Source organism: Variovorax sp. YR216 (genome assembly GCF_900107745.1).
Lineage (GTDB): Bacteria > Pseudomonadota > Gammaproteobacteria > Burkholderiales > Burkholderiaceae_C > Variovorax.
Map to the genome: position 1 here is coordinate 108,457 of NZ_FNRO01000006.1, position 22,769 is coordinate 131,225.

The window sequence follows — 22,769 nt, forward strand, 5'->3', positions numbered from 1 at the left end:
GGGCCTTCACTCCATTCCAACGCCAACATCAAGACTCCCATGGATCTCCAGTACACCCCCGAACAGAACCAGCTCAGGGAAAGCGTCGAGCGCTTCGTGCGCGAGGAATACGACTTCACGCGCCGCCGCAAGCTCGCTGCGAGCGATCTCGGCCACGACGAGAACTGCTGGCGCAGCTATGCCGAGTTCGGCTGGCTCGCGGTGCCCTTCAGCGAGGGGGACGGCGGCATCGGCGGCGATGCGACCGACACCGGCATCGTCATGGAAGGCGTCGGGCGCGGGCTGCTGCTGGAGCCTTACCTGGCAAATGTCGTGCTCGCGGGCGGCGTGCTCGCCGCGCTAGGGAGTACCGGCCAGAAGGCCGAATGGCTGCAGCCGATGATGACCGGCCAGCGCAAGCTGGCACTGGCCCATGCCGAGCCCGAATCGCGCTACGAACTCGCGCATTGCGAGACCACCGCGCAGCGCGCGGGTGCGGGCTGGCGCATCGACGGGCGCAAGTCTTTCGTCCAGGGCGGCGGCGTGGCCGACTTCTACGTGGTGATCGCGCGCACCTCGGGGCAGCGCGACGATGCGCAGGGCCTGACGGCGCTGGTGGTCGACGCGAACGCGCGCGGCCTCGAAGTGAAGCCCTACGCCACGCACGACGGCACGCGTGCGGCCGATCTGGTCTTCGACGGCGTGCAGATCGACGACGCCCGCCGTCTCGGCGAAGCGGGCGCGGCCTTTCCGGCGCTCGAACGGGTGATCGACCAGGCGATTGCCGCGATTGCCTCCGAAGCGGTGGGCGCCATGGGCGCGCTGGTCGACATGACGCTCGAATACCTCAAGACCCGCCAGCAGTTCGGCCGGCCGATCGGCACCAATCAGGCGCTGCAGCACCGCATGGTCGACATGTACATCGCGCTCGACGAGGCGCGCTCGATGGCGCTCTACGGCGCGCTGATGCTGGGCGAGGCCGATCCGGCGGCGCGGCGCAAGGCGCTCTCGGCCACCAAGATCGAGATCGACCGCACCGCGCGGCGCGTCGGGCAGGAGGCGGTCCAGCTCCACGGCGCGATGGGGGTGACGGAGGAACTCGCCGTAGGCCACTACTTCAAGCGCCTGTCGATGATCGGCGTGACCTTCGGCGACATGAGCTGGCACCTGCAGCGCCACGCGCTGGCCTGAGCCGGACGGGAGGACGCAAGCGTGGACCTTGGTCTTTCGCCTCAGGAGCAGGCATTCGAAACGGAAGTGCGCGAGTTCATCGCGCGCGAGTTGCCGGGCGACATCCGCGAGAAGGTGCGGCAGGACCGGCACCTCGATCGCGGGGACTTCATGCGCTGGCAGCAGATCCTCGGCCGCAAGGGCTGGTTCACCGGCGCGTGGCCGCACGAGTTCGGCGGCCATGCATGGACGGCCATGCAGACCATCATCTTCAATCGCGTCGCGGGCGAGATGCATTGCCCCGAGCTGCAGGTCTTCGGCCCGGCGATGGTGGGGCCGGTGCTCTACACCTTCGGCACGCCGGAACAGAAGGCCCGGCATCTGCCGGCGATCCGCGATTCGTCGGTGTGGTGGTGCCAGGGCTACTCGGAGCCGGGCGCCGGGTCCGACCTCGCGTCCTTGCAGACCGCCGCCGAGAACCGCGGCGACCACTACCTCGTCAATGGCCAGAAGATCTGGACCTCGTACGCGCATTTCGCCGACTGGATGTTCTGCCTCGTGCGCACCGGGCGCGAGGGCAAGCGGCAGCAGGGCATCTCCTTCCTGCTGATCGACATGAAGACGCCGGGCATCGAGGTGCAGCCGATCCGGATGATGGATGGCCGCCACTACCTCAACGCGGTGTTCTTCAATGATGTGAAGGTGCCGGCGTCCAACCTCATCGGCGAGGAGGGGCGCGGCTGGACGTACGCGAAGTTCCTGCTGGAGCATGAGCGCGTGGAGAACGCCAACCTGCGCTTCATCACGCAGGAGCTGCAGAAGCTGCGCCGCGTTGCATCGCAGGTGCAGGGCGACGGCCGCCGGCTCGCGGACGACCCTTCGTTCATGGCCGAGGTGAGCGCGGTCGAGGTGCAGTTCAAGGCACTGGAGATCGGCCTCTTGCGCATGCTGTCGGACATGCATGCCGGCGCGCCCGCAGGGCCCGGCAAGTCGTCCTTCATCAAGATCCGCGGCACCGAGATCGCGCAGCGCATCACCGAGCTGCTGGTGCAGGCGAGTGGGCCGGATGCGATCCGCTACCAGCCGGGGCCACTCTTCGGTCAGGGCGAAGGCGACCTGATCGGGCCCGAGCATGCGCTCGGCCCGGTCGCCACGTACCTCTTCTGCCGGGCGATGACGATCTATGGCGGCAGCACCGAGGTGCAGAAGAACATCATGGCCAAGCACGCGCTGGGCCTTTGAGGATCACAAGACACATGAACGACGACATCGACTACCTCCAGGGCGAGAAGCCGCTGCACGAGTACCTGCGCGGCCATGCGCGTCGCGATCCCGCGAAGCCTGCGCTCGTCTGGTACGGGCGCGAGATCAGCTACGGTGAGCTCGACCGCCTGAGCGACGCCTTCGCGCGGGAGCTGCACGAGCGCGGCGTTGCGAAGGGCGACCGTGTGGCGCTCTTCATGCAGAACTGCCCGCAGTACCTGATCGCGCACTTCGGAATCCAGAAGATCGGCGCGATCGTGAGCCCGTGCAGCCCGATGTTCAAGGCGCACGAGTTCGCGTACCAGGTGGGTGATCTGGGCGCGAAGGCGATCGTCGCGGCGGACCACCTGGTGCCGATCGTGCAGTCGGTCGCCGACCGGGTGAAGGTGCCGAACCTGTTCAGCGTGCGCTACGCGGACTTCCTGCCCGAGAAGCCCACGCTGCGCGTTCCCGACGAAGTTGCCGCGCGGCGGCCGCAGCCCGGAGGCACCATCGACTTCCACGCGGCGGTCACGCGCGCGGACGTGGCCGCGCCGGCGGTCGACCTGTCGATGGACGATGTCTCGCTGATGACCTACACCTCGGGCACCACCGGCATGCCCAAGGGCGCGATGCTCAGCTATCGCAATGCGCTCTACAAGACGGCGGTGGGGCAGGAGATGTTCCGTATCCGCAGCGACGATGTGATGCTCGCGGTCGCGCCGCTCTATCACATCGCCGGGATGATCTGCGGCGTGACCATGCTGGCCTACAGCGGCGCGACAGTGGTGCTGCTCAACCGCATGGACGCGCTGGCCGTGCTGCAGGCCGTCGAGCGGCATCGCGTCACCTGGTGGTATGCCATGGCGCCGATGCTGGTCGCCGCGATGAACGAGCCCGGTGCGGAAAAGTTCGATCTCTCCACGCTGCACACCACGATGGCGACCAGCTTCGGTATCAAGCTGACCCAAGAGCTTGCCGGGCGCTGGAGTGCCTTCGCCAACGGCTGCCTGGTGTACGAGGCGGGCTACGGGCTGTCGGAGACGCACACCAACGACGTGCTGATGCCCCGCGACGCGGTGCGCTGGGGCACCAACGGCGTGCCGGGACGGGGCGTCGAGCTGAAGATCCTCGGTGTCGACGGCCGCGAGCTGCCGGTCGGCGAAAGCGGCGAGATCGCGGTGCGCAGCCGCGGCGTGTTCCATGGCTACTGGAACCGTCCCGACGCCACGGCCGAAGTGCTGCGCAATGGCTGGGTCCACACGGGCGACATCGGCCGCATGGACGCGCAGGGCTACCTCACCTTCATCGGCCGCGTGAAGGAGATGATCAAGGTGTCCGGTTTCAGCGTGTTCCCCGAGGAGGTCGAGGCCATCCTGATCCTCCATCCCGAGGTGAGGCAGGTCGCGGTGATCGGCGTGCCCGACAAGGACAAGGGCGAGGTGGTGAAGGCCTTTGTCGTGCCCAAGTCGAAGACGCTCGACATCGATGCGCTGCTGGGCTGGGCGCGGGAGAACATGTCGCACTACAAGGTGCCCAGGCAGGTGGAGTTCCGGGATGCGTTGCCGGCCAGCGGCACCGGCAAGGTGCTGCGCCGGCTGCTGAAGGAGCCGGCCTGAAGCTCGTCGGGTACTCTCGACCGCCTCGAACAATGACGGAGGCAACCGGATGTACATCGAACAAGGCGGAGAAGGCGCGGACCTCCTCGTGATGCTGCACGGCATGGGTGCGACGGCGGCGGTGTGGTCGCCGATGTGCGCCCAGGCCAGTGACCGCTGGCGCGGCCGCTGGATGGCCGTCGACCTGCCGGGACATGGCGAATCCGATCCCCAGGACGCCTACGCGGTCGGCCAGTACGCCGCCAGCGTGGCTCTCGCGGTGCTGCCGCATGTCGATCGCGCAGGGCGGCTCGTGGTGCTCGGGCATTCGCTCGGCGGCGTGATCGGTCTCGCGCTCGCGACGGGGTGGTTCGGCATCGCGCCGCATCGGGTCCTCGGCGTGGGCATCAAGGTCGCGTGGACCGACGACGAACTGCGGGGCATGGAGACGCTTGCCGCGCGGCCGGCGAAGCAGTTCGCGGAATCAGAGGAAGCCTGGGACCGCTATCTCAAGGTGTCGGGGCTCGCCGGCCTCGCCGAAGCCGGATCGCCGGCTGCGCGACGCGGCGTGCGGCGGGACGCAGAGGGCTGGCGCCTGGCGATGGATCCTCGCGCGCACGGCGTCGGCAAGCCGCCGACGGGCGACCTGTTCAAGCTGGCCCGCTGTCCGGTTCACCTGGGCCGGGCGGGCAACGATGCGCTCGTGACGCTGGAGCAGCTCCGCGCGATAGATCCGGACGCCTCGGATCTCGGGCCGCATGGCCACAACGTGATGGTCGAGGCGCCGGCGACGGTCTGGGATTGGCTGACCTCTTTCGAGGCCTCGAACGTCTCCAGCGACCGGCCCTGACGTCCGCCGCCGCGAGCACCTCGCGGCTTCGGTCGGACGAGGGAGCCGGATCGCGTCAGCCGCTTCCTACATCGCGCGACTGCCGAGTGAGGCAGATCGGAAATCGACCGGGAACCCCCGTTGCGAACTCGACACGCATGCGTGATAGTGCCAGTTGGCATCCTGCGGCCAGGAGATAGGCTGCCGGACGCAGACGCTGTCCGAGGCGCTCCCATTGCTGAAGAGACAGGCCGTCCGCGATGTCTCTCCACACACAAAGGTGGTCCAGCATGCAAGCGGTTGAAAAGATTCCGTTCGTGGCCTCGGAGGACGAGCTCGGGCTGCTTCTGGAGGCGCTCACGCGACTTCGCAAGGGCGACTCCAAGGCGCGTCTGCCGATGCACTGGACCGGCCTTTCCGGCAAGGTGGCAGAAGTCTTCAACGACGTGGTCGAACAGAACTCGGCGCTGGCTTCCGAGCTCGTGCGGCTGCGCAAGGTGGTGGGTCGCGAAGGCAAGCTCAAGCAGCGCGCGGTGATGGCGGAGACGCGCGGCTTCTGGGGCGAGTCGATCGAATGCGTGAATGCGCTCATCGACGACCTGGTGCATCCGACCACCGAAGTCGCGCGCGTGATCGGCGCCGTCGCGCAGGGCGATCTGTCCAAGAGCATGGCGCTCGATGTCGACGGCCGCGAGCTCGAAGGCGAATTCCTGCGCACCGCCAAGACGATCAACAAGATGGTGGAGCAGCTCGGCGACTTCTCCGCCGAAGTGACGCGCGTGGCGCGCGAAGTGGGCACCGAAGGCAAGCTCGGCGGGCAGGCCAAGGTCAAGGGCGTGGCCGGCACCTGGAAGGACCTGACCGACTCCGTCAACTCGATGGCCGGCAACCTCACCGACCAGGTGCGCAACATCGCGGACGTGACCACGGCGGTTGCGAAAGGCGACCTCTCTAAGAAGATCGACGTGGACGTCAAGGGCGAGTTCCTGACGCTGAAGAACACGATCAACACGATGGTGGACCAGCTTCGCTCGTTCGCGTCCGAAGTGACGCGGGTCGCTCGCGAGGTGGGCACCGAAGGCTCGCTCGGCGGTCAGGCGCGGGTCGAGGGCGTCTCCGGCACATGGAAGGACCTGACCGACTCGGTTAACTCGATGGCCGGCAACCTCACCAGCCAGGTCCGCAACATCGCGGACGTGACGAAGGCGGTGGCTGCAGGCGATCTTTCCAAGAAGATCACGGTGGACGTCAAAGGCGAGATCCTCGAGCTGAAGAACACGGTCAACACCATGGTCGACCAGCTTCGATCGTTCGCGGCCGAAGTCACGCGGGTGGCGCGCGAAGTGGGCACCGAAGGCAAGCTGGGTGGCCAGGCCGACGTGCAGGGCGTGGCGGGCACCTGGAAGGATCTCACCGAGTCGGTGAACTTCATGGCCGGCAACCTGACCTCGCAGGTGCGCAACATCGCCGAAGTCACCACGGCGGTGGCGGCGGGGGACCTCTCCAAGAAGATCACGGTGGACGTGAAGGGCGAGATCTCGGAGCTCAAGAACACGATCAACAGCATGGTGGACCAGCTTCGCTCGTTCGCGGCCGAAGTCACGCGCGTCGCGCGCGAAGTGGGCACCGAAGGCAAGCTCGGCGGCCAGGCCGACGTGCAGGGCGTGGCCGGGACCTGGAAGGACCTGACGAACTCGGTCAACTCCATGGCCTCGAACCTCACGAGCCAGGTGCGCAACATCGCCGACGTGACGAAGGCGGTGGCGGCGGGCGACCTGTCCAAGAAGATCACGGTGGACGTGAAGGGCGAGATCCTCGAACTGAAGGCCACGATCAATACGATGGTCGACACGCTCAATTCCTTCGCGGCCGAAGTGACGCGGGTGGCGCGCGAGGTGGGTACCGAAGGCAAGCTCGGCGGGCAGGCCGACGTGCAGGGCGTGGCCGGCACCTGGAAGGACCTCACCGAGTCGGTGAACTTCATGGCCGGCAACCTGACCTCGCAGGTGCGCAACGTGGCCGAAGTGACCACCGCCGTGGCGGCGGGCGACCTCGGCAAGAAGATCACCGTCGATGCGAAGGGCGAGGTGCTCGAACTCAAGAACACCATCAACACGATGGTGGACCAGCTTTCTTCCTTCGCCGCCGAAGTGACGCGTGTGGCGCGCGAGGTGGGCACCGAAGGCAAGCTCGGCGGTCAGGCCGACGTGCAGGGCGTGGCCGGCACCTGGAAGGACCTGACCGAATCGGTGAACTCGATGGCGTCGAACCTCACCTCGCAGGTGCGCAACATCGCGGATGTGACGAAGGCGGTGGCCGCAGGCGATCTGTCCAAGAAGATCACGGTGGATGTGAAGGGCGAGATCCTCGAACTGAAGAACACCGTCAACACGATGGTGGACACGCTCAACTCCTTCGCGGCCGAAGTGACGCGCGTGGCGCGCGAGGTGGGCACCGAAGGCAAGCTCGGCGGCCAGGCCGACGTGCAGGGCGTGGCCGGCACCTGGAAGGACCTCACCGATTCGGTGAACCTGATGGCCTCGAACCTCACGAGCCAGGTGCGCAACATCGCGGACGTGACGAAGGCGGTGGCGGCGGGCGATCTGTCCAAGAAGATCACGGTGGACGTGAAGGGCGAGATCCTCGAACTCAAGGCCACCATCAACACGATGGTGGACCAGCTCTCGTCCTTCGCCGCCGAAGTGACGCGTGTGGCGCGCGAAGTGGGCACCGAGGGCCGCCTCGGCGGACAGGCCGAGGTGAAGGGCGTCTCGGGTACCTGGAAGGACCTGACCGACAACGTGAACTTCATGGCCGGCAACCTGACCGGCCAGGTGCGCGGGATCGCGAAGGTGGTGACCGCGGTGGCCGGAGGCGACCTCAAGCAGAAGCTGACGGTGGAGGCCAAGGGCGAGATTGCCGCGCTGGCCGAGACCATCAACAGCATGACGGACACGCTCGCGACCTTTGCCGACCAGGTGACCACGGTCGCGCGCGAAGTGGGCGTGGAAGGCAAGCTCGGCGGCCAGGCCAAGGTGCCCGGCGCGGCCGGCACGTGGAAGGGCCTGACGGAGAACGTCAACCAGCTTGCCGCCAACCTCACCACGCAGGTGCGTGCGATCGCCGAGGTGGCGACTTCGGTGACGCAGGGCAACCTCACCCGCTCGATCACGGTCGAGGCGCAGGGCGAGGTGGCCGCGCTCAAGGACACGATCAACGAGATGATCCGCAACCTGCGCGACACGATCCGGAAGAACACCGAGCAGGACTGGCTCAAGACCAACCTCGCGAAGTTCAGTCGCATGCTGCAGGGGCAGAAGGACCTGCTCACGGTCGGCCAGCTCATCCTGTCGGAGCTTGCGCCGGTGGTCGGCGCGCAGCAGGCCGAGTTCTACGTGCTCACCAACGTGGGCGGCACGCCCAGGCTCAAGCTCTTTGCGAGCTATGCATCGGCCGGGCAGAACGCGCACGGCAAAGAGATCGAGCTGGGACAGGGACTGGTCGGCCAGTGCGCGGTCGAGAAGTCGAAGATCCTGCTGACCAACATCGCCAACCCGGCCTTCCGCATCGCGACCGGTCTCAGCGAAAGCGCGGCGATGGACGTGATCGTGCTGCCGATCGTGTTCGAAGGCGAGGTGCGCGGCGTGATGGAGCTGGCGTCGCTGGAGCGCTTCAACCCGTCGCACCAGGCCTTCCTCGATCAACTCACCGAATCGATCGGCATCGTGATCAACACGATCGCGGCCAACATGCGCACCGAAGATCTGCTCACGCAATCGCAATCGCTCGCGGAAGAGCTCCAGAGCCGCCAGCTCGAACTGCAGCAGACCAACGAGGAGTTGCAGGAAAAGGCCCGCCTGCTGGTGCACCAGAACCAGGAAGTGGAGCGCAAGAACCGCGAGGTCGAGCAGGCCCGGCAGGCGCTCGAAGAAAAGGCCGAGCAGCTCGCGCTCACCTCGAAGTACAAGTCCGAGTTCCTCGCGAACATGTCGCACGAGTTGCGCACGCCGCTCAACAGCCTGCTGATCCTCTCCGACCAGCTCTGCAAGAACACCGGCGGCAACCTCACGGCCAAGCAGGTGGAGTTCGCCAAGACCATCCACCTGTCAGGCAACGACCTGCTGATGCTCATCAACGACATCCTCGACCTGTCGAAGATCGAGTCTGGCACCGTGGCGGTCGAGGTGAGCGAGCTTCGGCTCGACGACCTGCAGCGTTCGGTGGAACGCAGCTTCCGCCATGTGGCCGAATCGCGGCATGTGGGCTTCGAGATCGTCGCCCCGCAGACGTTGCCCGAGACGCTGGTCACCGATGCGAAGCGGCTCCAGCAGATCATCAAGAACCTGCTGTCCAATGCCTTCAAGTTCACGCACCAGGGCTCGGTGTCGTTGTCGATCTCGCGGGTGGATGGCGGCTGGTCGCGTGACAACGAGGAGCTCAATCGCGCGAGCAGCGTGGTGGCCTTCTCGGTGTCCGACACCGGCATCGGCATCTCGGCGGACAAGCAGCAGATCATCTTCGAGGCCTTCCAGCAGGCGGATGGATCGACCTCGCGCAAGTACGGTGGCACGGGCCTCGGCCTTGCGATCAGCCGGGAACTGGCGCGGCTGCTCGGCGGCGAGATCCGGTTGAAGAGCGTGCCCTCGCAGGGCAGCACCTTCACGCTCTACCTGCCGCAGAACTACAGCCCGTCGCGCAGCATGCGCACCAGCCGCAGCGCGCAGGTGGAGCCCGAAACGCTGCCGCGCGCCGAACCCGCGGTTGCCCATGTGGAGCCGGCAGCGGATGCGCATGACTTCGAGGTCAATGTCGCCGACGACGATCGCGGCAACATCCTCCCGGGCGACCGGGTCGCGCTGATCGTGGAGAACGACCTTGCGTTCTCGAAGATGTTGCTCCAGTCCGCGCGGCGCGTGGGTTTCAAGGGGCTGGTGAGCGCGAGCGGCGCGGATGCGCTGGCGCTCACGCGCGACTACCGGCCGGCCTTCATCACGCTCGACATCTTCCTGCCCGACATGGAAGGCTGGCGCATCCTGGAGCGGCTCAAGGCCGATCTCGCGACGCGGCACATCCCGGTGCTCGTGGTGTCCACCGACGACTCGCGCGAGCGCGCGCTCGAGTCGGGGGCGGTGGGCTTTCTCGAGAAGCCGCTGCAGTCGATCGACATGGTGGATGTGGCGCTCGCCGACCTGCGCGACTTCCTGCGCTCGGGCACGCGCAGGCTGCTGCTCGCGATGAAGCCATCGGACCTGCGCGACCGCTACGTCGGGTCGCTGGGCGGCGATGTGCAGGTCACCATCGCGGATTCGGTGGAACGCGTGCGGCAGGAACTGGCGCGCAGCGATGTGGATTGCCTCGTCGCCGACGCTTCTCCCGCGGGCTTGCATCGCGGCGACATCGCCGAATTCGTCGAGAACCGGTCGGCTGCCAGACAGCTGCCCATCGTGCTGTTCAGCCCCGACGGCGGCGCATTGCCAGGATGGGAGCCGGGCCCCCAAGGCTCGGCGCTGTGCCTGGCGCCCACGCTGGAGCGGCTGATCGACGCGACCACCTTCTTCCTCCATCGGGGCATCGCGGTGATGACGCAGGCCGAGCGCGCCGCGGTCGACGCGGTGAGCGATGCGGTGCGCACGCTCGCGGGCAAGAAGGCGCTGATCGTCGACGACGACATCCGCAACATCTTCGCGCTCGCAGCGGTGCTCGACGAGCAGGGCATGTCGATCGTCTCGGCGGAAAACGGCCGCGATGCGATCCGGCAGGTCCAGGAAGATCCGGACATCGACGTGGTGCTGATGGACATCATGATGCCGGAGATGGACGGCATGGAAACCATGCGCGAGCTGCGCAAGCTGCCGCGCGGCAAGCACCTGCCGCTGATCGCGGTGACCGCGAAGGCGATGAAGGGCGACCGGGAGAAGTGCATCGAGGCGGGCGCCTGGGACTACCTTTCAAAGCCGGTGGAGACCGCCCACCTGCTGGTCGTGCTGCGAGGCTGGCTGTGCCACTAGACCCGTCGAACGCAGGGATGGTGCAGCCGCCCGACGAGGGGGCGGAGCCGGTCGACATCCTCATCGTGGACGACCTGCCGGAGAAGCTGCTCGTCTTCCGCACGGTGCTGGAGGATCTGGGCCAGAACCTCGTGGCGGTGCGCTCGGGAGCGGAGGCGTTGCGCGAGATCCTGAAGCGCGAGTTCGCGGTCATCCTGCTCGACGTCAACATGCCGGACCTCGACGGCTTCGAGACCGCGGCACTGATCCGCAAGCACCGCCGCTCCGCCTACACGCCGATCATCTTCATCACCTCCTACTGGGACGAGGTGCAAAGCGCACGCGGCTACTCGCTCGGGGCGGTGGACTTCATCATCTCGCCGGTGGTGCCCGAGGTGCTGCGCAGCAAGGTCGGCGTGTTCGTGTCGCTCTACCAGATGAAGCGGCAGATCCAGGTGCAGGCGGACAGCCGCGCCGCCGTGATGGCCGCCGAAGCCGCGCGCCGCGTCGCCGAGGAGAACGACCGGCGCTCGGCCTTCCTCGCGCATGCGAGCCGCACGCTGGGCGGAACGCTGGAGATCGATCGCGCGATGGCGCAGCTGGCCGAGCTGCTCGTGCCGGCGTTCGGATCCAGGGCGGTGGTGCGGCTGATCGATGCCGAGTCGGAGGTCGACGGCTGGTGCGTTGCCGAAGAGACCGGCGGCGGTGTGCGCATCCGTACGAATGCGGAGCCGGGCGCGGCGCTGGAGCCGGCCGTCGAAGCGTTGCTCCGGAAGGTCATCGATTCGGGCCATGCCGTCGAAATCGATTCCGCGCGCGAAGGGCGCGGCGATCTGCCATGGGCATGGATGGCCGCGGTGCCCTTGGCGTCGGGTGACCGGCGGCTGGGTGCGCTGTGGGTCGCGCTCGACGAAGGCCGCGCCTGGCCGCACGCGACCGCCGCGGGTGTGCTCGGCGAAGTAGCCGTACGGGCGTCGGTGGCGTTCGAGAATGCGCGGCTCTACGGGCTCCTGCAGCGGGAGATCGTCGAGCGCCAGATGGTCCAGCAGGAGCTGCAGCTGGCCAGCCGCCGCAAGGACGAGTTCCTCGCGATGATGTCGCACGAGCTTCGCAATCCGCTGGCGTCCATCGCCACCGCGATCGAGGTGATCCGCCGGATTGCGCCGAACGAAGGCAAGCTCACCTGGGCGATCGATGTCGCGAGCCGCCAGTCGCGGCAGATGACCCGGCTCATCGAGGAGCTGCTCGATGTCTCGCGCATCAGCGAAGGAAAGATCGTCCTCAAGTACGAGAGCTTCGAGTTGCGCCACCTCGTCGCGCAGAGCGTCGAGACGGTGCGAGCGGCGGTCGAGCGGCACCGGCAGACGCTGAGCGTGCATGTCCCGGACGAGCCACTGTGGGTGCGCGGCGATGTGGCGCGGCTCACGCAGGTGATCTCGAACCTGTTGCACAACGCATCGAAGTACAGCGCGGAGGGCAAGGCGATCGCGCTGCATGCGCGGCGCGAGGGCGAGGAGATCGTGCTGACGGTGCACGACCAGGGCATGGGCATCGAGCCCGAACTGCTGCCGCGCATCTTCGATCTCTTCGCGCAGGGCCAGCGCGGGCTGGATCGTGCGCAAGGCGGCTTGGGCGTGGGCCTGACGCTCGCGCGGCGACTCACGCACCTGCATGGCGGCGACATCGAGGCCTTCAGCGAGGGCAAGGACAGGGGTTCGATCTTCAAGGTGCGGCTGCCGTGCGCGAACGAGGCCGGGGCCGTCGAGCCGTCCGGTGCATCCGAGCCCGCGCCGCGGGCCGCGGGCCGCAGGGTGCTGGTCGTCGACGACAACCTCGATGCCGCCGCCGGCATCGAGGCCCTGTTGCATATCGACGGCCACGAGGTCCGCGTGGCGCTGGACGGCGAGCAGGGCCTCGAGATCTTCGTCGACTTCGAGCCGGCGGTGGTCATCCTCGACATCGGCCTGCCGAAGATCGATGGCTACGAGGTCGCGCGGCGCATGCGCGCGATGCCGCAGGGGCGCGGCGTGCTGCTGATCGCGCTCACCGGCTACGGGCAGGCCGAGGATCGCCAGGCGGCGCTCGATGCGGGCTTCGACAGGCACTTCGTGAAGCCCGCCGACGCGCAACAGTTGCTGGCGTGCATCAGGGAATGGCGCAACGGCGGCAGCGCCGCTGAGGCACAGATGATCGCGCCGCAGCGCGCGACGACCTGACCCGCGCATCGCCTCCGAGCCTGCCAGTCTGTTCGGCAACGGAATCGTCGTCGTTGCCAAACTGCGGTCCTGCCCCCCACAATGCGCCGGCCACTTCAACGAAGGACGAACGGATGACTTCCCGCTTCCTGGCGTTTGTGCCGCTGCTGCTGACTTCCATGCTCCTGGGCGCTTGCGCCAATCCACCGGGTGCGGCACCCAAGGACACATTGGCGCGGATCAGCCAGACGCAGACGATCCGGCTGGGCTTCCGCGAGGATGCGAAGCCCTTCGCCTTCAATGGCCCTGACGGCGCGCCCGCGGGCTATTCGGTGGAACTGTGCAAGCGTGTCGCGAGTTCGCTGAAGTCGCAGTTGGGCCTCGCCAAGCTCGACGTGCAGTGGGTGCCCGTGACCGTCGCTTCGCGGATGCCGTCGGTGATCGACGGGACCGTCGATCTCGAATGCGGAAGCACCTCGCGCACGCTCGGCCGCGAGCGGCAGGTCGATTTCAGCAACACCATCTGGGTGGAGGGTGCTTCGTTCGTGTCGCTGTCCTCCAAGCCGGTCGGGCGTGCTGTCGAACTCAACGGCAAGCGCGTGGGCGTGATTCCCGGGTCCACCACGGAGAAGGTGCTCAAGGACCTCTCGGGCCGCGGCATCGTGCCGGTCTTCGTCACGGTCCAGACGCACACCGACGGCATCGCCGCCGTGCGCGACGGACGCGCCGATGCGTACGCGACGGACCGCCTGATCCTCGTGGGCGAAGTGCTCGGCGGCCCGGCCGGCAGCACGCTGCGGCTGAGCGACGACTACCTCTCGATGGAGACCTACTCGTTGATGATGCGCCGTGATCCGGACATGCGCCTGGCGGTGAACCGCGCGCTGGCGGAGGTCTACCGCAGCGGCGAGATCGTTAACGTGTTCCGCCAGACCTTCGCGCCGGGCATGGTGCCCTCGCCGCTTATCGAGGCGGTGTATGTGCTGAACGCGCTGCCGGAGTGAGCGCGGCGCGAGGGAGGCTCAGCCGGCCCACGGACTGTGATTCAGCTTGTACTCGCCGAGCGTCCGCTCCCCAACTCCCGCGTGCGCAACCAGGCGCACCGTCAGCACATGCGCGGGCAGGCCGCGCACGATCGCGATCTTCGGCACCATCAGGATCGCGCCGGACGCGGGATCGAAGGGGATGTCTTCCGCCCGGTACTCAGCATCGTTTGCGAACGACAGGCGCAGCACCGCATCGACGCGTTCGACGTCCGCCAGCGGGGCTTCGATGCGTGCGACCAGCACCTCGTCCTCGGGCGCGGCGCTGCAGTTGACGCTGCCGTTGTGCGCAAGGCGGTATTCGCGCACGTGCCGTCCCTCATCGATCAGGTGCTGCACGAAGGGCGCGCTCACGAAGGCGTGCACCAGCCCGGCGTCGAAGGCGCGCCGCACCGCATCGCCGAGTGCGACCAGTCCTTCCAGCGTGCGGCCGCACGGGTCGCAGCCGAGCAGGTGCAGGTCGATGGCGTCCGTCTGCGCGTCGTCCGTTTCGCCGAGCCAGTAGGCCAGCAGGGTCTCTTCGTCGAGGTGCGGGTTCATGCCGCGAGCTCCCGGCCGCTTTCCACGCAGCGGCGCAATTGGGCGATGCCCCGGTGGCGGATCACGCGCACGTTGCCGGCGGTGAGGCCCAGTTCATCCGCCACCTCCCAGGCAGGCTTCTCGTCGTAGAAGCTCATCAGCAGCACGCTGCGTTCGCGTTCGCGGAGCGCATCGAGGCAGCGGGCGACGCGCTCGTGATCGTGGCGCGGTGCGATCGTGATGTCCGACGAGGCCAGCATCTCGCCGTGGCGCTCCAGCAGGCTTTCGCGGCGCGATTCCTTGCGATGCATCGCCACCACCAGCGTGCGACAGCTTCCGAAGATGAAGGACACCACCCGCTCGGGCTCGCGCACACGGCCGGTGCGGAGCTGGTCGAGCACCAGCAGCATCACCTGCTGCATGAGGTCGTCCGCCGCCGAGGCGTCGCGCAGGTGGCGAAGGCCGTAGCGGCGCACGCGCGGGGCCAGATGGCGGTAGAGGGCCGTCTCGGCCTCCACGTCGCGCGCTGCTCCCGCACTGGCGATGCGCAGGGCCAGCGTCACCTCGGCGTCGGATTCCGCCGATTGCGCGGCTTTCGCTTGCACGGCATGTGGCATGGGGCGCAGCTTAGCGGCGTGTGCGCGGAATTTCCAGATGGCTGTAACGCCCGGCCCCGTCGCGGCACAACCTGCCGTCATTCACCCACGGACGCAAGGAGACCCCGCATGATCACCAACGCCGCCGCCGGCACCAATGTGCAGGAAATCGCCACCGGCATCTTTCGCATCAACACGCCCGTGCCGCTGCCCGACGGCCAGCTCTTCAGCTTCAACCAGTACCTGGTGGTGGACGATGCGCCGCTGCTGTTCCACACCGGGCCGCGCCAGCTCTTCCCGCTGGTGAGCGAGGCGATCGCGCGCGTGATGCCGATCGAGCGGCTGCGCTACATCGGGCTGTCGCACGTGGAAGCCGACGAGTGCGGCGCGATGAACCTGCTGCTGGCGGTGGCACCGCAGGCGGTGCCACTGTGCAGCCAGGTGGCGGCGATGGTCTCGATGACCGATCTCGCCGACCGGCCGCCGCGCGCCATGGCCGACGGCGAGGAGCTCGACCTGGGCCAGCACACCATCCGCTGGTTCGACATGCCTCATGTGCCGCACGGCTGGGAATGCGGGCTGATGATGGACACCCGCACGCGCACGCTCTTCTGCGGCGATCTGTTCACGCAGGGCGGGCCGAGCGAGAGGGCGCTGACCGACGCCGACATCCTCGGGCCGAGCGAGGCGTTCCGGCTGCAGATGGACTATTTCGCGCACGCACCGCAGACGGCACAGCGGCTGGCGGCGCTGGCCGCGCAGTCACCGCGCGTGATGGCGGTGATGCACGGAAGCGCCTGGGAGGGGGATGGCGCCGCGCTGCTGCGGCATCTGTCGGAGGCTGTCTCGCCGCATTGACAGCCGCCGAGTGGGCTCAGTGCTGCTTGGGCAGGTTCAGGCTCTGCAGCACCGGCAGCCAGCGGTCGGACTCGGCCTTGACGAACTTGGAGAGCTCTTCCGGCGTGCTGCCCTTCGGCTCCATGCCGATCGCGCGGGCGCGGGTCACGAACTCAGGATCGGCGATCACCTGGTTTACCGCCTTGTTCAGGCGGTCGATCGCCTCCCTGGGCGTTCCGGTCGGCACCGAGAACGAATACCAGAGCGTCGCCTCGAGGTCGTAGCCCTGCTCCTTGAAGGTCGGCGCATCGGGCACCTGCGGCAGGCGCTTGGAGTCCATCACGCCGAGCACGCGCAGCTTGCCGGACTTGATGTAGGGCAGCGATCCGGTGATCGAGGTGCCGTGGATGTCGATCTGGTCGCCCAGCAGCGCCTGCAGCGCCGGTGCGTCGCCGTTGAACGGAATGTGCGTGGCGGTGATGCCGGCGCTCTTCTCGAACACCATCGGCGCGAGGTTGGTCAGGATCGCCGCGCCGGGCGAGCCGCGGTTGATCTTGCCGGGGTTCTTCTTCGCGTACTCGACCATCTCTTTGATGTTCTTGTAGGGCAGGTCGGTCCGGCCCACGATGATGGCCGGCTGGTAGGCGATCTGCGTGACCGGCGCGAAATCCTTCTGCGGGTCGTAGGGGAGCTTGTCGTAGAGCACGCTGTTGTTGGCGAGCGTGCCGAGCGACGACACCAGCACCGTCTGGCCGTCCGGCTTGGAACGGGCCACGTAGTCCGCGGCGATGATGCCGCTCGCACCGGGCTTGTTGTCGATGATGACGTTCATGCCGTGCTTGTTGAGCTCCTGCGCCAGGATGCGGCAGTACTGGTCGGTGCCGCCGCCGGCGGCGAAGGGCACCACGATGCGGGTCACCTGCTGCTGGGCCAGCGCCGGGCCGAAGGCGCAGACCCCGAGGGCCAGGCCCATGACGAATTTCCGAAAGCTCACTGTGTCTCCTTGTTTCCGGTCCCGATTCGGACTCGCTCGGTCCAGTCTAGTTCTCGCCCGATGGCCGGAAACTGCAAGGAGTGAAAAGATGCTTTCCGCGTCCTGCACGTTCGGACGCGGCGTTGCTTAGGCCTTCTCGTCCCGCAGCGCCTCCGCCATGAAATCCACGAAAGCCCGCACCTTCAGCGGCAGCACGGTGCTCTGCCGGAACACCGCGAAGATGCCATTCGAATAGGCGCGCACCGCAAAGCGGTAGTCCGGCAGAAGGCGCACCAGCGAGCCGTCCTGCAGGTTGCTGCGCACCGTGGGTTCCGACAGCAGCGCAATGCCCATGCCGCCGAGCGCGGCCAGCCGCAGGAGTTCGCCGTTGTTGGCGCTCAGCACGCCCTGGATGGGCAGTTCCTGCTGCTCGCCGTTCTCGTCGACGTACTTCCAGCTCGTCGCCTCGTGCTCGCGCCGGTAGGTCAGGCAGCGCGCATGCGGCAGGTCCTTCGGGTGCTTGATGCGCGCGTAGGTCTTGACGAACGCGGGGCTGGCCACCAGCACCTCGTCGCTCGACAGCAGCCGCTTGATGACGAAGCCCGAGTCGTTCGATTCCCCGGTGCGGATGTCCACGTCGAAGTCGTGCTCGACGAGGTTGACCGGATGCTCCGACAGCTCGATCTGCACCTGGATATCAGGGTAGCGCTGCGCGAAGCGCGGCAAGAGCGGCGCCACCACGCGCAGGCCGATGTGGGTGCGCGAATGCACCCGCAGCCGGCCTTCGGGCCGCTGGCGGGCATTGCGGGCGGCCTGCTCGGCCTCGGCCATCGCTTCCAGCACGCCTTCGGCCCGCTCCAGAAAGGCCTGCCCGGCCTCGGTCATCTTGAGGTTTCGGCTGGTGCGGTCGACCAGTTGCACGCCCAGCTCGTCTTCCAGCGCGCTGATGCGGCGCGAGATCGTGGCCGGCGACAGGCTGAGGCTGCGGGCCGCGGCCGAGAGGCTGCCTTTCCTCTGCGTGGTCACGAAGATCCGCAATGAATCGAGGGCCTTCATTTCGAAAGATGCAAAGAAGCTGTGCGCACGTTGGTGATTCGCGGAGAAGCGCCGTCTTACGATCGATCGAACGCGACCCGATTCGATCTGGCGCAACGGCAATGGATGTCGGAATCCTACCGGGTGCTGGCAGGTGCGCGAAGGAAGAAGGCCGCAAGCATGATCCGCGAAAAGCAGAAATTCGATACGTTGCTCGCCGAGGTGCGCGCCTTCGTGCGCAGCGAGTGCCTGCCGCTGGAGGAAGAGATCGACCGGACCGACGAGATCCCCGAGCCGCTGGTGCAGCGCATGCGGCAGCTCGGCCTGTTCGGCCACAGCATTCCCGAAGCCTTCGGCGGCGCGGGGCTCACTACCGAGGAACTGGCGCTGGTGAACATCGAGGTGTCGCAGGCCGCGACCACCTTCCGCGCCCGCTTCGGCGGCAACACCGGCATCGCATCGGAATCACTGGTCGTCGACGGCACCCCCGAACAGAAGGATCGCTACCTGCCGCGGATGGCCAGAGGCGAGCTCACCGGCTGCTTCGCGCTCACCGAGCCCGAGGCCGGCTCCGACGCCACCGCGCTGAAGACGGTGGCGGTGCGCGATGGCGGCGACCACGTGATCACCGGCAGGAAGTGCTTCATCACCAACGCGCCGGTCGCGAACCTCTTTACCGTGTTCGCGCGCACTGATCCGCAGGGAAAGGGTGCGAACGGCATCAGCGCGTTCCTGGTGGAGCGCGGCGCGCCGGGGCTTTCGACGTCACAGCCCTATCGCAAGATGGGCCAGCACGGATCGCCGGTCGGCGAGGTGGTGCTGGACGGTGTTCGCGTTCCCGCGTCCGCCATCGTCGGTGGCGTCGAGGGGCAGGGCTTTCGCACCGCGATGAAGACGCTGAACAAGCAGCGCATCAACCTGGCTGCACTCTGCGTGGGGCCGGCGATCCGTCTGGTGGACGAAATGGTGCGCCACGCGCGCTCGCGCCGGCAGTTCGGCCAGCCGATTGGCGAATTCCAGCTCGTGCAGCAGTTCATCGCCGAGAGCAACACCGAAGTGCACGCGGCGCGCGCTCTGGTGCTGGAGACCGCGCGCATGCGCGACGAGGGTGCGGACGTGACGATGGAAGCGTCGATGTGCAAGCTCTTCGCCTCCGAGATGTGCGGCCGCGTCGCCGACCGGGCGGTGCAGGTGTTCGGCGGCAGCGGCTACATCGCCGGCAACGTGGCCGAGCGCTTCTTCCGCGATGTGCGCCTCTTCAGGCTCTACGAGGGAACGAGCCAGATCCACCTCATCAACATCGCGAAGCGGACGATCGCGCTGGCTGCCTAGCCGGTGCGTCCACCACTGCCGTAGGGGCGCGTGAGCAGCTCCAGCACGTGGCCGTCGGGGTCGTCCCAATACACCCCGCGGCCGCCGTCGTTGTGGTTGATGCGGCCCGCCTGCGCGTGGCGCGGATCGGCCCAGTAGTCCAGGCCGCGCGCACGGATGCGCCCGAAGATCACGTCGAACTCCTCCTCGCTCACGAGGAAGGCGAAGTGCTGTACCGGGAATTCAGCGTCGTCGCGGATGTAGTCCAGCGTCACGCCGTTGTCCACCGTGACCCCCTGGAAGGGACCGAAAGGCACCGGCGCGGCGCAGCCGAGGATGTCCGACAGGAAGGTGGCGGACGCGAGCGGATCGCGGGCCGAGACGATGGTGTGGTTGAGCTGGATGGCCATGGTGGTGATCGACCTCGCTGCGACGTGTCGTCGACCATTCTGAACGGCCGGCTCCGCGCACCCGGCATCGTCCTGGGAAAGACCATGACGAGACCCATCGACGAGCGGTAGCAAAGCGGCTTGAGTGATGCCCACCCGGCGCGCAGAATGGCCGCAGACCGCGCAGCAGCCCATCATCGGCTTCGCCTTGGGCAATGCCGGGTTGATGCCGAACCTGAGCCGCGACGGTACGAAGATCAGCCGGCTCGATCTCTGAGCCGTTCGCAGCTTTTCGCTGCACCCGGAACCCGGAGCGGTTCCGGCGTGCGGTACTGCATCAAGGCGCGATCACTATTGAATTCAGGTTAACGATGGATTCACTTTGCCGGCGATCCCGGTGTGGCGGGGACTTCTACAGTTCATCCCACGTTCCCCTCAACCCACGCACCCATCACCGGAGACATTCATGAAGACGTACAAGATCGCGACCATTCCTGGCGACGGCATCGGCAAGGAAGTCGTGCCTGCCGGCCAGCAGGTCCTGCAGACGCTGGCTTCGACCAGCAAGGCCTTTGCCTTCGAGTTCGAGAACTTCGACTGGGGCGGCGACTACTTCCGCGAGCACGGCGTGATGATGCCGGACGACGGCCTCGATGCCCTGCGCGACAAGGACGCGATCCTCTTCGGCTCCGCCGGCGATCCGCACATCCCCGACCACATCACGCTCTGGGGCCTGCGCCTGAAGATCTGCCAGGGCTTCGACCAGTACGCCAACGTGCGCCCGACGCGCATCCTGCCCGGCATCGATGCGCCGCTGAAGCGCTGCAAGCCCGAGGACCTGAACTGGGTCATCGTCCGCGAGAACTCCGAAGGCGAGTACTCCGGCGTGGGCGGCCGCGTGCACCAGGGCCATCCGATCGAGGCGGCGACCGACGTGTCGATGATGACCCGCGTGGGTGTCGAGCGCATCCTGCGCTTCGCCTTCAAGCTCGCGCAGTCGCGTCCCCGCAAGCTGCTCACCGTGATCACCAAGTCCAACGCACAGCGCCATGCGATGGTGATGTGGGACCAGATCGCGGGCGAGGTCGCCGCCGAGTATCCCGATGTGAAGTGGGACAAGGAACTGGTCGATGCGGCGACCGCGCGCATGGTCAACCGCCCGGCGAGCCTGGACACCATCGTGGCCACCAACCTGCACGCCGACATCCTGAGCGACCTCGCGGCGGCGCTGGCCGGCAGCCTGGGCATCGCGCCCACCGGCAACATCGATCCGGAGCGCCGCTATCCGTCGATGTTCGAGCCCATCCACGGCTCGGCCTTCGACATCATGGGCAAGGGCCTGGCCAATCCGGTCGGCACCTTCTGGTCCGTGGTGCTGCTGCTGGAGCATCTCGGCGAGCATGAAGCGGCGGCCCGCGTGATGGAGGCGGTCGAGCGCGTGACCGCCAACACCGCGCTGCACACCCGCGACCTCGGCGGCACCGCCACCACCGCGCAGGTGACCGAAGCCGTCTGCAGCCAGCTCTCGGCCGGCGTCCAGCGCAAGGCTGCCTGACCGGCAGCCAGGCCCGACCCCGGCTCGCACGCCGGGGCCATTCCCGAATCCGGGCGCCTTCATCCCCCGCTGCGCTCTCCCGCCAAAGCAGCCGAACGAGCTGCGGGAGCGCGCTCGCGCCCACTTATTCCTCAGGAGACAGTCATGCGGCGCTTTTTCGGAAAACTCTACGTCCAGGTGCTGATCGGCGTCTTCGCCGGCATCGCGCTCGGCGTCTTCGCACCCAACTTCGCGAGCGACTTCAAGCCGCTGGGCGATGTGTTCATCAAGCTCATCAAGATGGTCTTCGCGCCGATCATCTTCGCGACCGTTGTGCTCGGCATCGCGCGGATGGAGAGCATGAAGGAGCTCGGCCGCGTGGGCTTTCGCGCGCTGATCTACTTCGAGGTGCTGTCGACCTTCGCGCTCGCGCTCGGGCTGGTAGTGGTCAACGTCGTCGGCCCGGGCCGGGGCATGAACATCGACGCGAGCCATCTTGATACGAAGGCCATCGCGACCTACACCGCGACCGCCGCGAAGCCGCAGGGCTTCATCGATTTCATGATGAACCTCGTGCCGACCAGCCTCTTCGATGCGCTGGCGCGCAACGACATCCTGCAGATCCTCGTCTTCGCGACGCTGCTCGGCGTGGCGCTGTCGCACATCGGGCCGCGTGCGAAGCCGGTGGTGGATTTTCTCGATTCATTCACGCATGGCGTGTTCGCCATCGTCGGGATGATCATGCGGCTGGCACCGATGGCGGCCTTCGGCGCGATGGCCTTTACCGTGGGCAAGTACGGTCTCGGCTCGGTGGTCTCGCTCGGCAAGCTGATGGGGACGATGTACATCACCTGCTTCCTGTTCGTCACGGTGGTGCTCGGCGTGATCGCGCGGCTGTCGGGCTTCAGCCTCTGGAAGTTCCTCAAGTACATCAAGGACGAGCTCTTCACGGTGCTGGGCACCAGCTCGTCGGAATCGGTGGTGCCGCAGCTCATGCGCAAGCTGGAGCACGCCGGCGTGTCGAAGCCGGTGGTCGGCCTGGTCGTGCCTTCGGGCCTGACCTTCAACCCCGACGGCCAGTGCATCTACTACACGATGGCCGCGATCTTCATCGCGCAGGCGACCAACACGCCGCTGACTTTGACGGACCAGCTCGTGGTGCTCGGCGTGCTGCTGCTGACCTCCAAGGGGTCGGCGGGCGTGACCGGATCGGGCTTCATCACGCTGGCGGCGACGCTCGCGTCGATGGGCAAGATCCCGGTGGCCGGCATGGTGCTGCTGCTGGGCGTGGACCGCTTCATGTCCGAGGCGCGGGCGATCACCAACACCATCGGCAATGCGGTGGGCACGATCGCGATTGCGCGCTGGGTCGGCTCCGTGGACCGGCAGCGCCTCGCGCGGGTGCTGGACGGCCAGGCCGATCCCGAGGACCTGCACGAGCTGTACGAGGGCGATGACGACAGCAACGTCAAGCCGATCCGCGCCGATCTCGGCGAGCTTGGCGTGCGCGCCGCAGCCTGATGCCGGTGGAG

At 67.2% G+C, this 22,769-nt stretch carries 17 protein-coding genes; 12 read left to right on the plus strand and 5 right to left on the minus strand.

The window, feature by feature from the left end:
* Positions 1-39 precede the first annotated feature (39 nt).
* The 7 genes from BLW05_RS18030 to BLW05_RS18060 all read left to right on the plus strand — a co-directional run bounded on the left by BLW05_RS18030 (position 40) and on the right by BLW05_RS18060 (position 14,004).
* A complete protein-coding gene (locus BLW05_RS18030; RefSeq protein WP_093164734.1) occupies positions 40-1,170 on the plus strand; it encodes an acyl-CoA dehydrogenase family protein in 1,131 nt (376 codons plus the stop codon).
* A gap of 21 nt (positions 1,171-1,191) precedes the next feature.
* Positions 1,192-2,391 carry an acyl-CoA dehydrogenase family protein gene (locus BLW05_RS18035; RefSeq protein WP_093164736.1) on the plus strand — a complete coding sequence of 400 codons (1,200 nt, stop codon included), beginning with the start codon at positions 1,192-1,194 and terminating at the stop codon, positions 2,389-2,391.
* A 14-nt stretch (positions 2,392-2,405) separates the two neighbouring features.
* Positions 2,406-4,010, plus strand: coding sequence for an AMP-binding protein (locus tag BLW05_RS18040; RefSeq protein ID WP_093164738.1), 1,605 nt, complete (start codon positions 2,406-2,408; stop codon positions 4,008-4,010).
* 49 nt (positions 4,011-4,059) lie between these two features.
* Positions 4,060-4,839: an alpha/beta fold hydrolase gene (locus BLW05_RS18045; protein ID WP_093164739.1), complete on the plus strand. Its 780-nt coding sequence runs from the start codon at positions 4,060-4,062 to the stop codon at positions 4,837-4,839.
* A 269-nt stretch (positions 4,840-5,108) separates the two neighbouring features.
* A complete protein-coding gene (locus tag BLW05_RS18050) occupies positions 5,109-10,826 on the plus strand; it encodes a HAMP domain-containing protein (RefSeq protein WP_093164741.1) in 5,718 nt (1,905 codons plus the stop codon).
* 17 nt (positions 10,827-10,843) lie between these two features.
* Positions 10,844-13,021, plus strand: coding sequence for a response regulator (locus BLW05_RS18055; protein WP_093164742.1), 2,178 nt, complete (start codon positions 10,844-10,846; stop codon positions 13,019-13,021).
* 113 nt (positions 13,022-13,134) lie between these two features.
* Positions 13,135-14,004, plus strand: coding sequence for an amino acid ABC transporter substrate-binding protein (locus BLW05_RS18060; RefSeq protein WP_093164744.1), 870 nt, complete (start codon positions 13,135-13,137; stop codon positions 14,002-14,004).
* Positions 14,005-14,022: 18 nt separating this feature from the next.
* On the opposite strand, the gene BLW05_RS18065 is transcribed toward BLW05_RS18060, so the two are convergent.
* Together BLW05_RS18065 and BLW05_RS18070 are read right to left on the minus strand one after the other, a co-directional pair.
* A complete protein-coding gene (locus BLW05_RS18065) occupies positions 14,023-14,583 on the minus strand; it encodes an anti-sigma factor (RefSeq protein ID WP_093164745.1) in 561 nt (186 codons plus the stop codon).
* On the minus strand, positions 14,580-15,167 hold the full coding sequence (locus BLW05_RS18070) for an RNA polymerase sigma factor (protein ID WP_177142703.1): 588 nt from the start codon (positions 15,165-15,167) through the stop codon (positions 14,580-14,582). Before BLW05_RS18070 ends, BLW05_RS18065 begins: the two co-directional genes overlap by 4 nt.
* Before the next feature lie 120 nt (positions 15,168-15,287).
* Here BLW05_RS18070 and BLW05_RS18075 point away from each other — a divergent pair, with 120 nt between their 5' ends.
* A complete protein-coding gene (locus BLW05_RS18075; RefSeq protein WP_093164748.1) occupies positions 15,288-16,016 on the plus strand; it encodes an oxygen-binding di-iron domain-containing protein in 729 nt (242 codons plus the stop codon).
* Between the two features lie 16 nt (positions 16,017-16,032).
* On the opposite strand, the gene BLW05_RS18080 is transcribed toward BLW05_RS18075, so the two are convergent.
* Positions 16,033-16,989 carry a Bug family tripartite tricarboxylate transporter substrate binding protein gene (locus BLW05_RS18080; protein ID WP_093164750.1) on the minus strand — a complete coding sequence of 319 codons (957 nt, stop codon included), beginning with the start codon at positions 16,987-16,989 and terminating at the stop codon, positions 16,033-16,035.
* A gap of 126 nt (positions 16,990-17,115) precedes the next feature.
* Complete coding sequence (locus tag BLW05_RS18085) at positions 17,116-18,024, minus strand: LysR family transcriptional regulator (protein ID WP_093164751.1); 909 nt, start codon at positions 18,022-18,024, stop codon at positions 17,116-17,118.
* Between the two features lie 159 nt (positions 18,025-18,183).
* Here BLW05_RS18085 and BLW05_RS18090 point away from each other — a divergent pair, with 159 nt between their 5' ends.
* Positions 18,184-19,335: an acyl-CoA dehydrogenase family protein gene (locus BLW05_RS18090; RefSeq protein ID WP_093164975.1), complete on the plus strand. Its 1,152-nt coding sequence runs from the start codon at positions 18,184-18,186 to the stop codon at positions 19,333-19,335.
* Here the strand turns inward: BLW05_RS18090 and BLW05_RS18095 are convergent.
* A complete protein-coding gene (locus BLW05_RS18095; protein WP_093164752.1) occupies positions 19,332-19,724 on the minus strand; it encodes a VOC family protein in 393 nt (130 codons plus the stop codon). The two genes, BLW05_RS18090 and BLW05_RS18095, sit on opposite strands and share 4 nt — an antisense overlap.
* 124 nt (positions 19,725-19,848) lie before the next feature.
* Here BLW05_RS18095 and BLW05_RS36450 point away from each other — a divergent pair, with 124 nt between their 5' ends.
* The 3 genes from BLW05_RS36450 (at position 19,849) to dctA (ending at position 22,758) form a co-directional block, all read left to right on the plus strand.
* On the plus strand, positions 19,849-19,980 hold the full coding sequence (locus tag BLW05_RS36450; protein WP_256330378.1) for a hypothetical protein: 132 nt from the start codon (positions 19,849-19,851) through the stop codon (positions 19,978-19,980).
* A 189-nt stretch (positions 19,981-20,169) separates the two neighbouring features.
* The gene (locus tag BLW05_RS18100) at positions 20,170-21,258 is read left to right on the plus strand and encodes a tartrate dehydrogenase (protein WP_093164754.1); all 1,089 of its coding nucleotides are present in this window, start codon (positions 20,170-20,172) and stop codon (positions 21,256-21,258) included.
* 144 nt (positions 21,259-21,402) lie between these two features.
* Positions 21,403-22,758 (plus strand): C4-dicarboxylate transporter DctA, encoded by a 1,356-nt coding sequence (dctA, locus tag BLW05_RS18105; protein ID WP_093164755.1) that lies wholly within the window; start codon positions 21,403-21,405, stop codon positions 22,756-22,758.
* Positions 22,759-22,769 lie beyond the last annotated feature (11 nt).

Coding starts and splice junctions, on each gene's coding strand:
- BLW05_RS18030 (WP_093164734.1), top strand. CDS start 40: ATGGATCTCCAGTACACCCCCGAACAGAACCAGCTCAGGGAAAGCGTC.
- BLW05_RS18040 (WP_093164738.1), top strand. CDS start 2,406: ATGAACGACGACATCGACTACCTCCAGGGCGAGAAGCCGCTGCACGAG.
- BLW05_RS18045 (WP_093164739.1), top strand. CDS start 4,060: ATGTACATCGAACAAGGCGGAGAAGGCGCGGACCTCCTCGTGATGCTG.
- BLW05_RS18050 (WP_093164741.1), top strand. CDS start 5,109: ATGCAAGCGGTTGAAAAGATTCCGTTCGTGGCCTCGGAGGACGAGCTC.
- BLW05_RS18055 (WP_093164742.1), top strand. CDS start 10,844: ATGGTGCAGCCGCCCGACGAGGGGGCGGAGCCGGTCGACATCCTCATC.
- BLW05_RS18060 (WP_093164744.1), top strand. CDS start 13,135: ATGACTTCCCGCTTCCTGGCGTTTGTGCCGCTGCTGCTGACTTCCATG.
- BLW05_RS18065 (WP_093164745.1), bottom strand. CDS start 14,583: ATGAACCCGCACCTCGACGAAGAGACCCTGCTGGCCTACTGGCTCGGC.
- BLW05_RS18075 (WP_093164748.1), top strand. CDS start 15,288: ATGATCACCAACGCCGCCGCCGGCACCAATGTGCAGGAAATCGCCACC.
- BLW05_RS18085 (WP_093164751.1), bottom strand. CDS start 18,024: ATGAAGGCCCTCGATTCATTGCGGATCTTCGTGACCACGCAGAGGAAA.
- BLW05_RS18090 (WP_093164975.1), top strand. CDS start 18,184: ATGATCCGCGAAAAGCAGAAATTCGATACGTTGCTCGCCGAGGTGCGC.
- BLW05_RS18095 (WP_093164752.1), bottom strand. CDS start 19,724: ATGGCCATCCAGCTCAACCACACCATCGTCTCGGCCCGCGATCCGCTC.
- BLW05_RS18100 (WP_093164754.1), top strand. CDS start 20,170: ATGAAGACGTACAAGATCGCGACCATTCCTGGCGACGGCATCGGCAAG.
- dctA (WP_093164755.1), top strand. CDS start 21,403: ATGCGGCGCTTTTTCGGAAAACTCTACGTCCAGGTGCTGATCGGCGTC.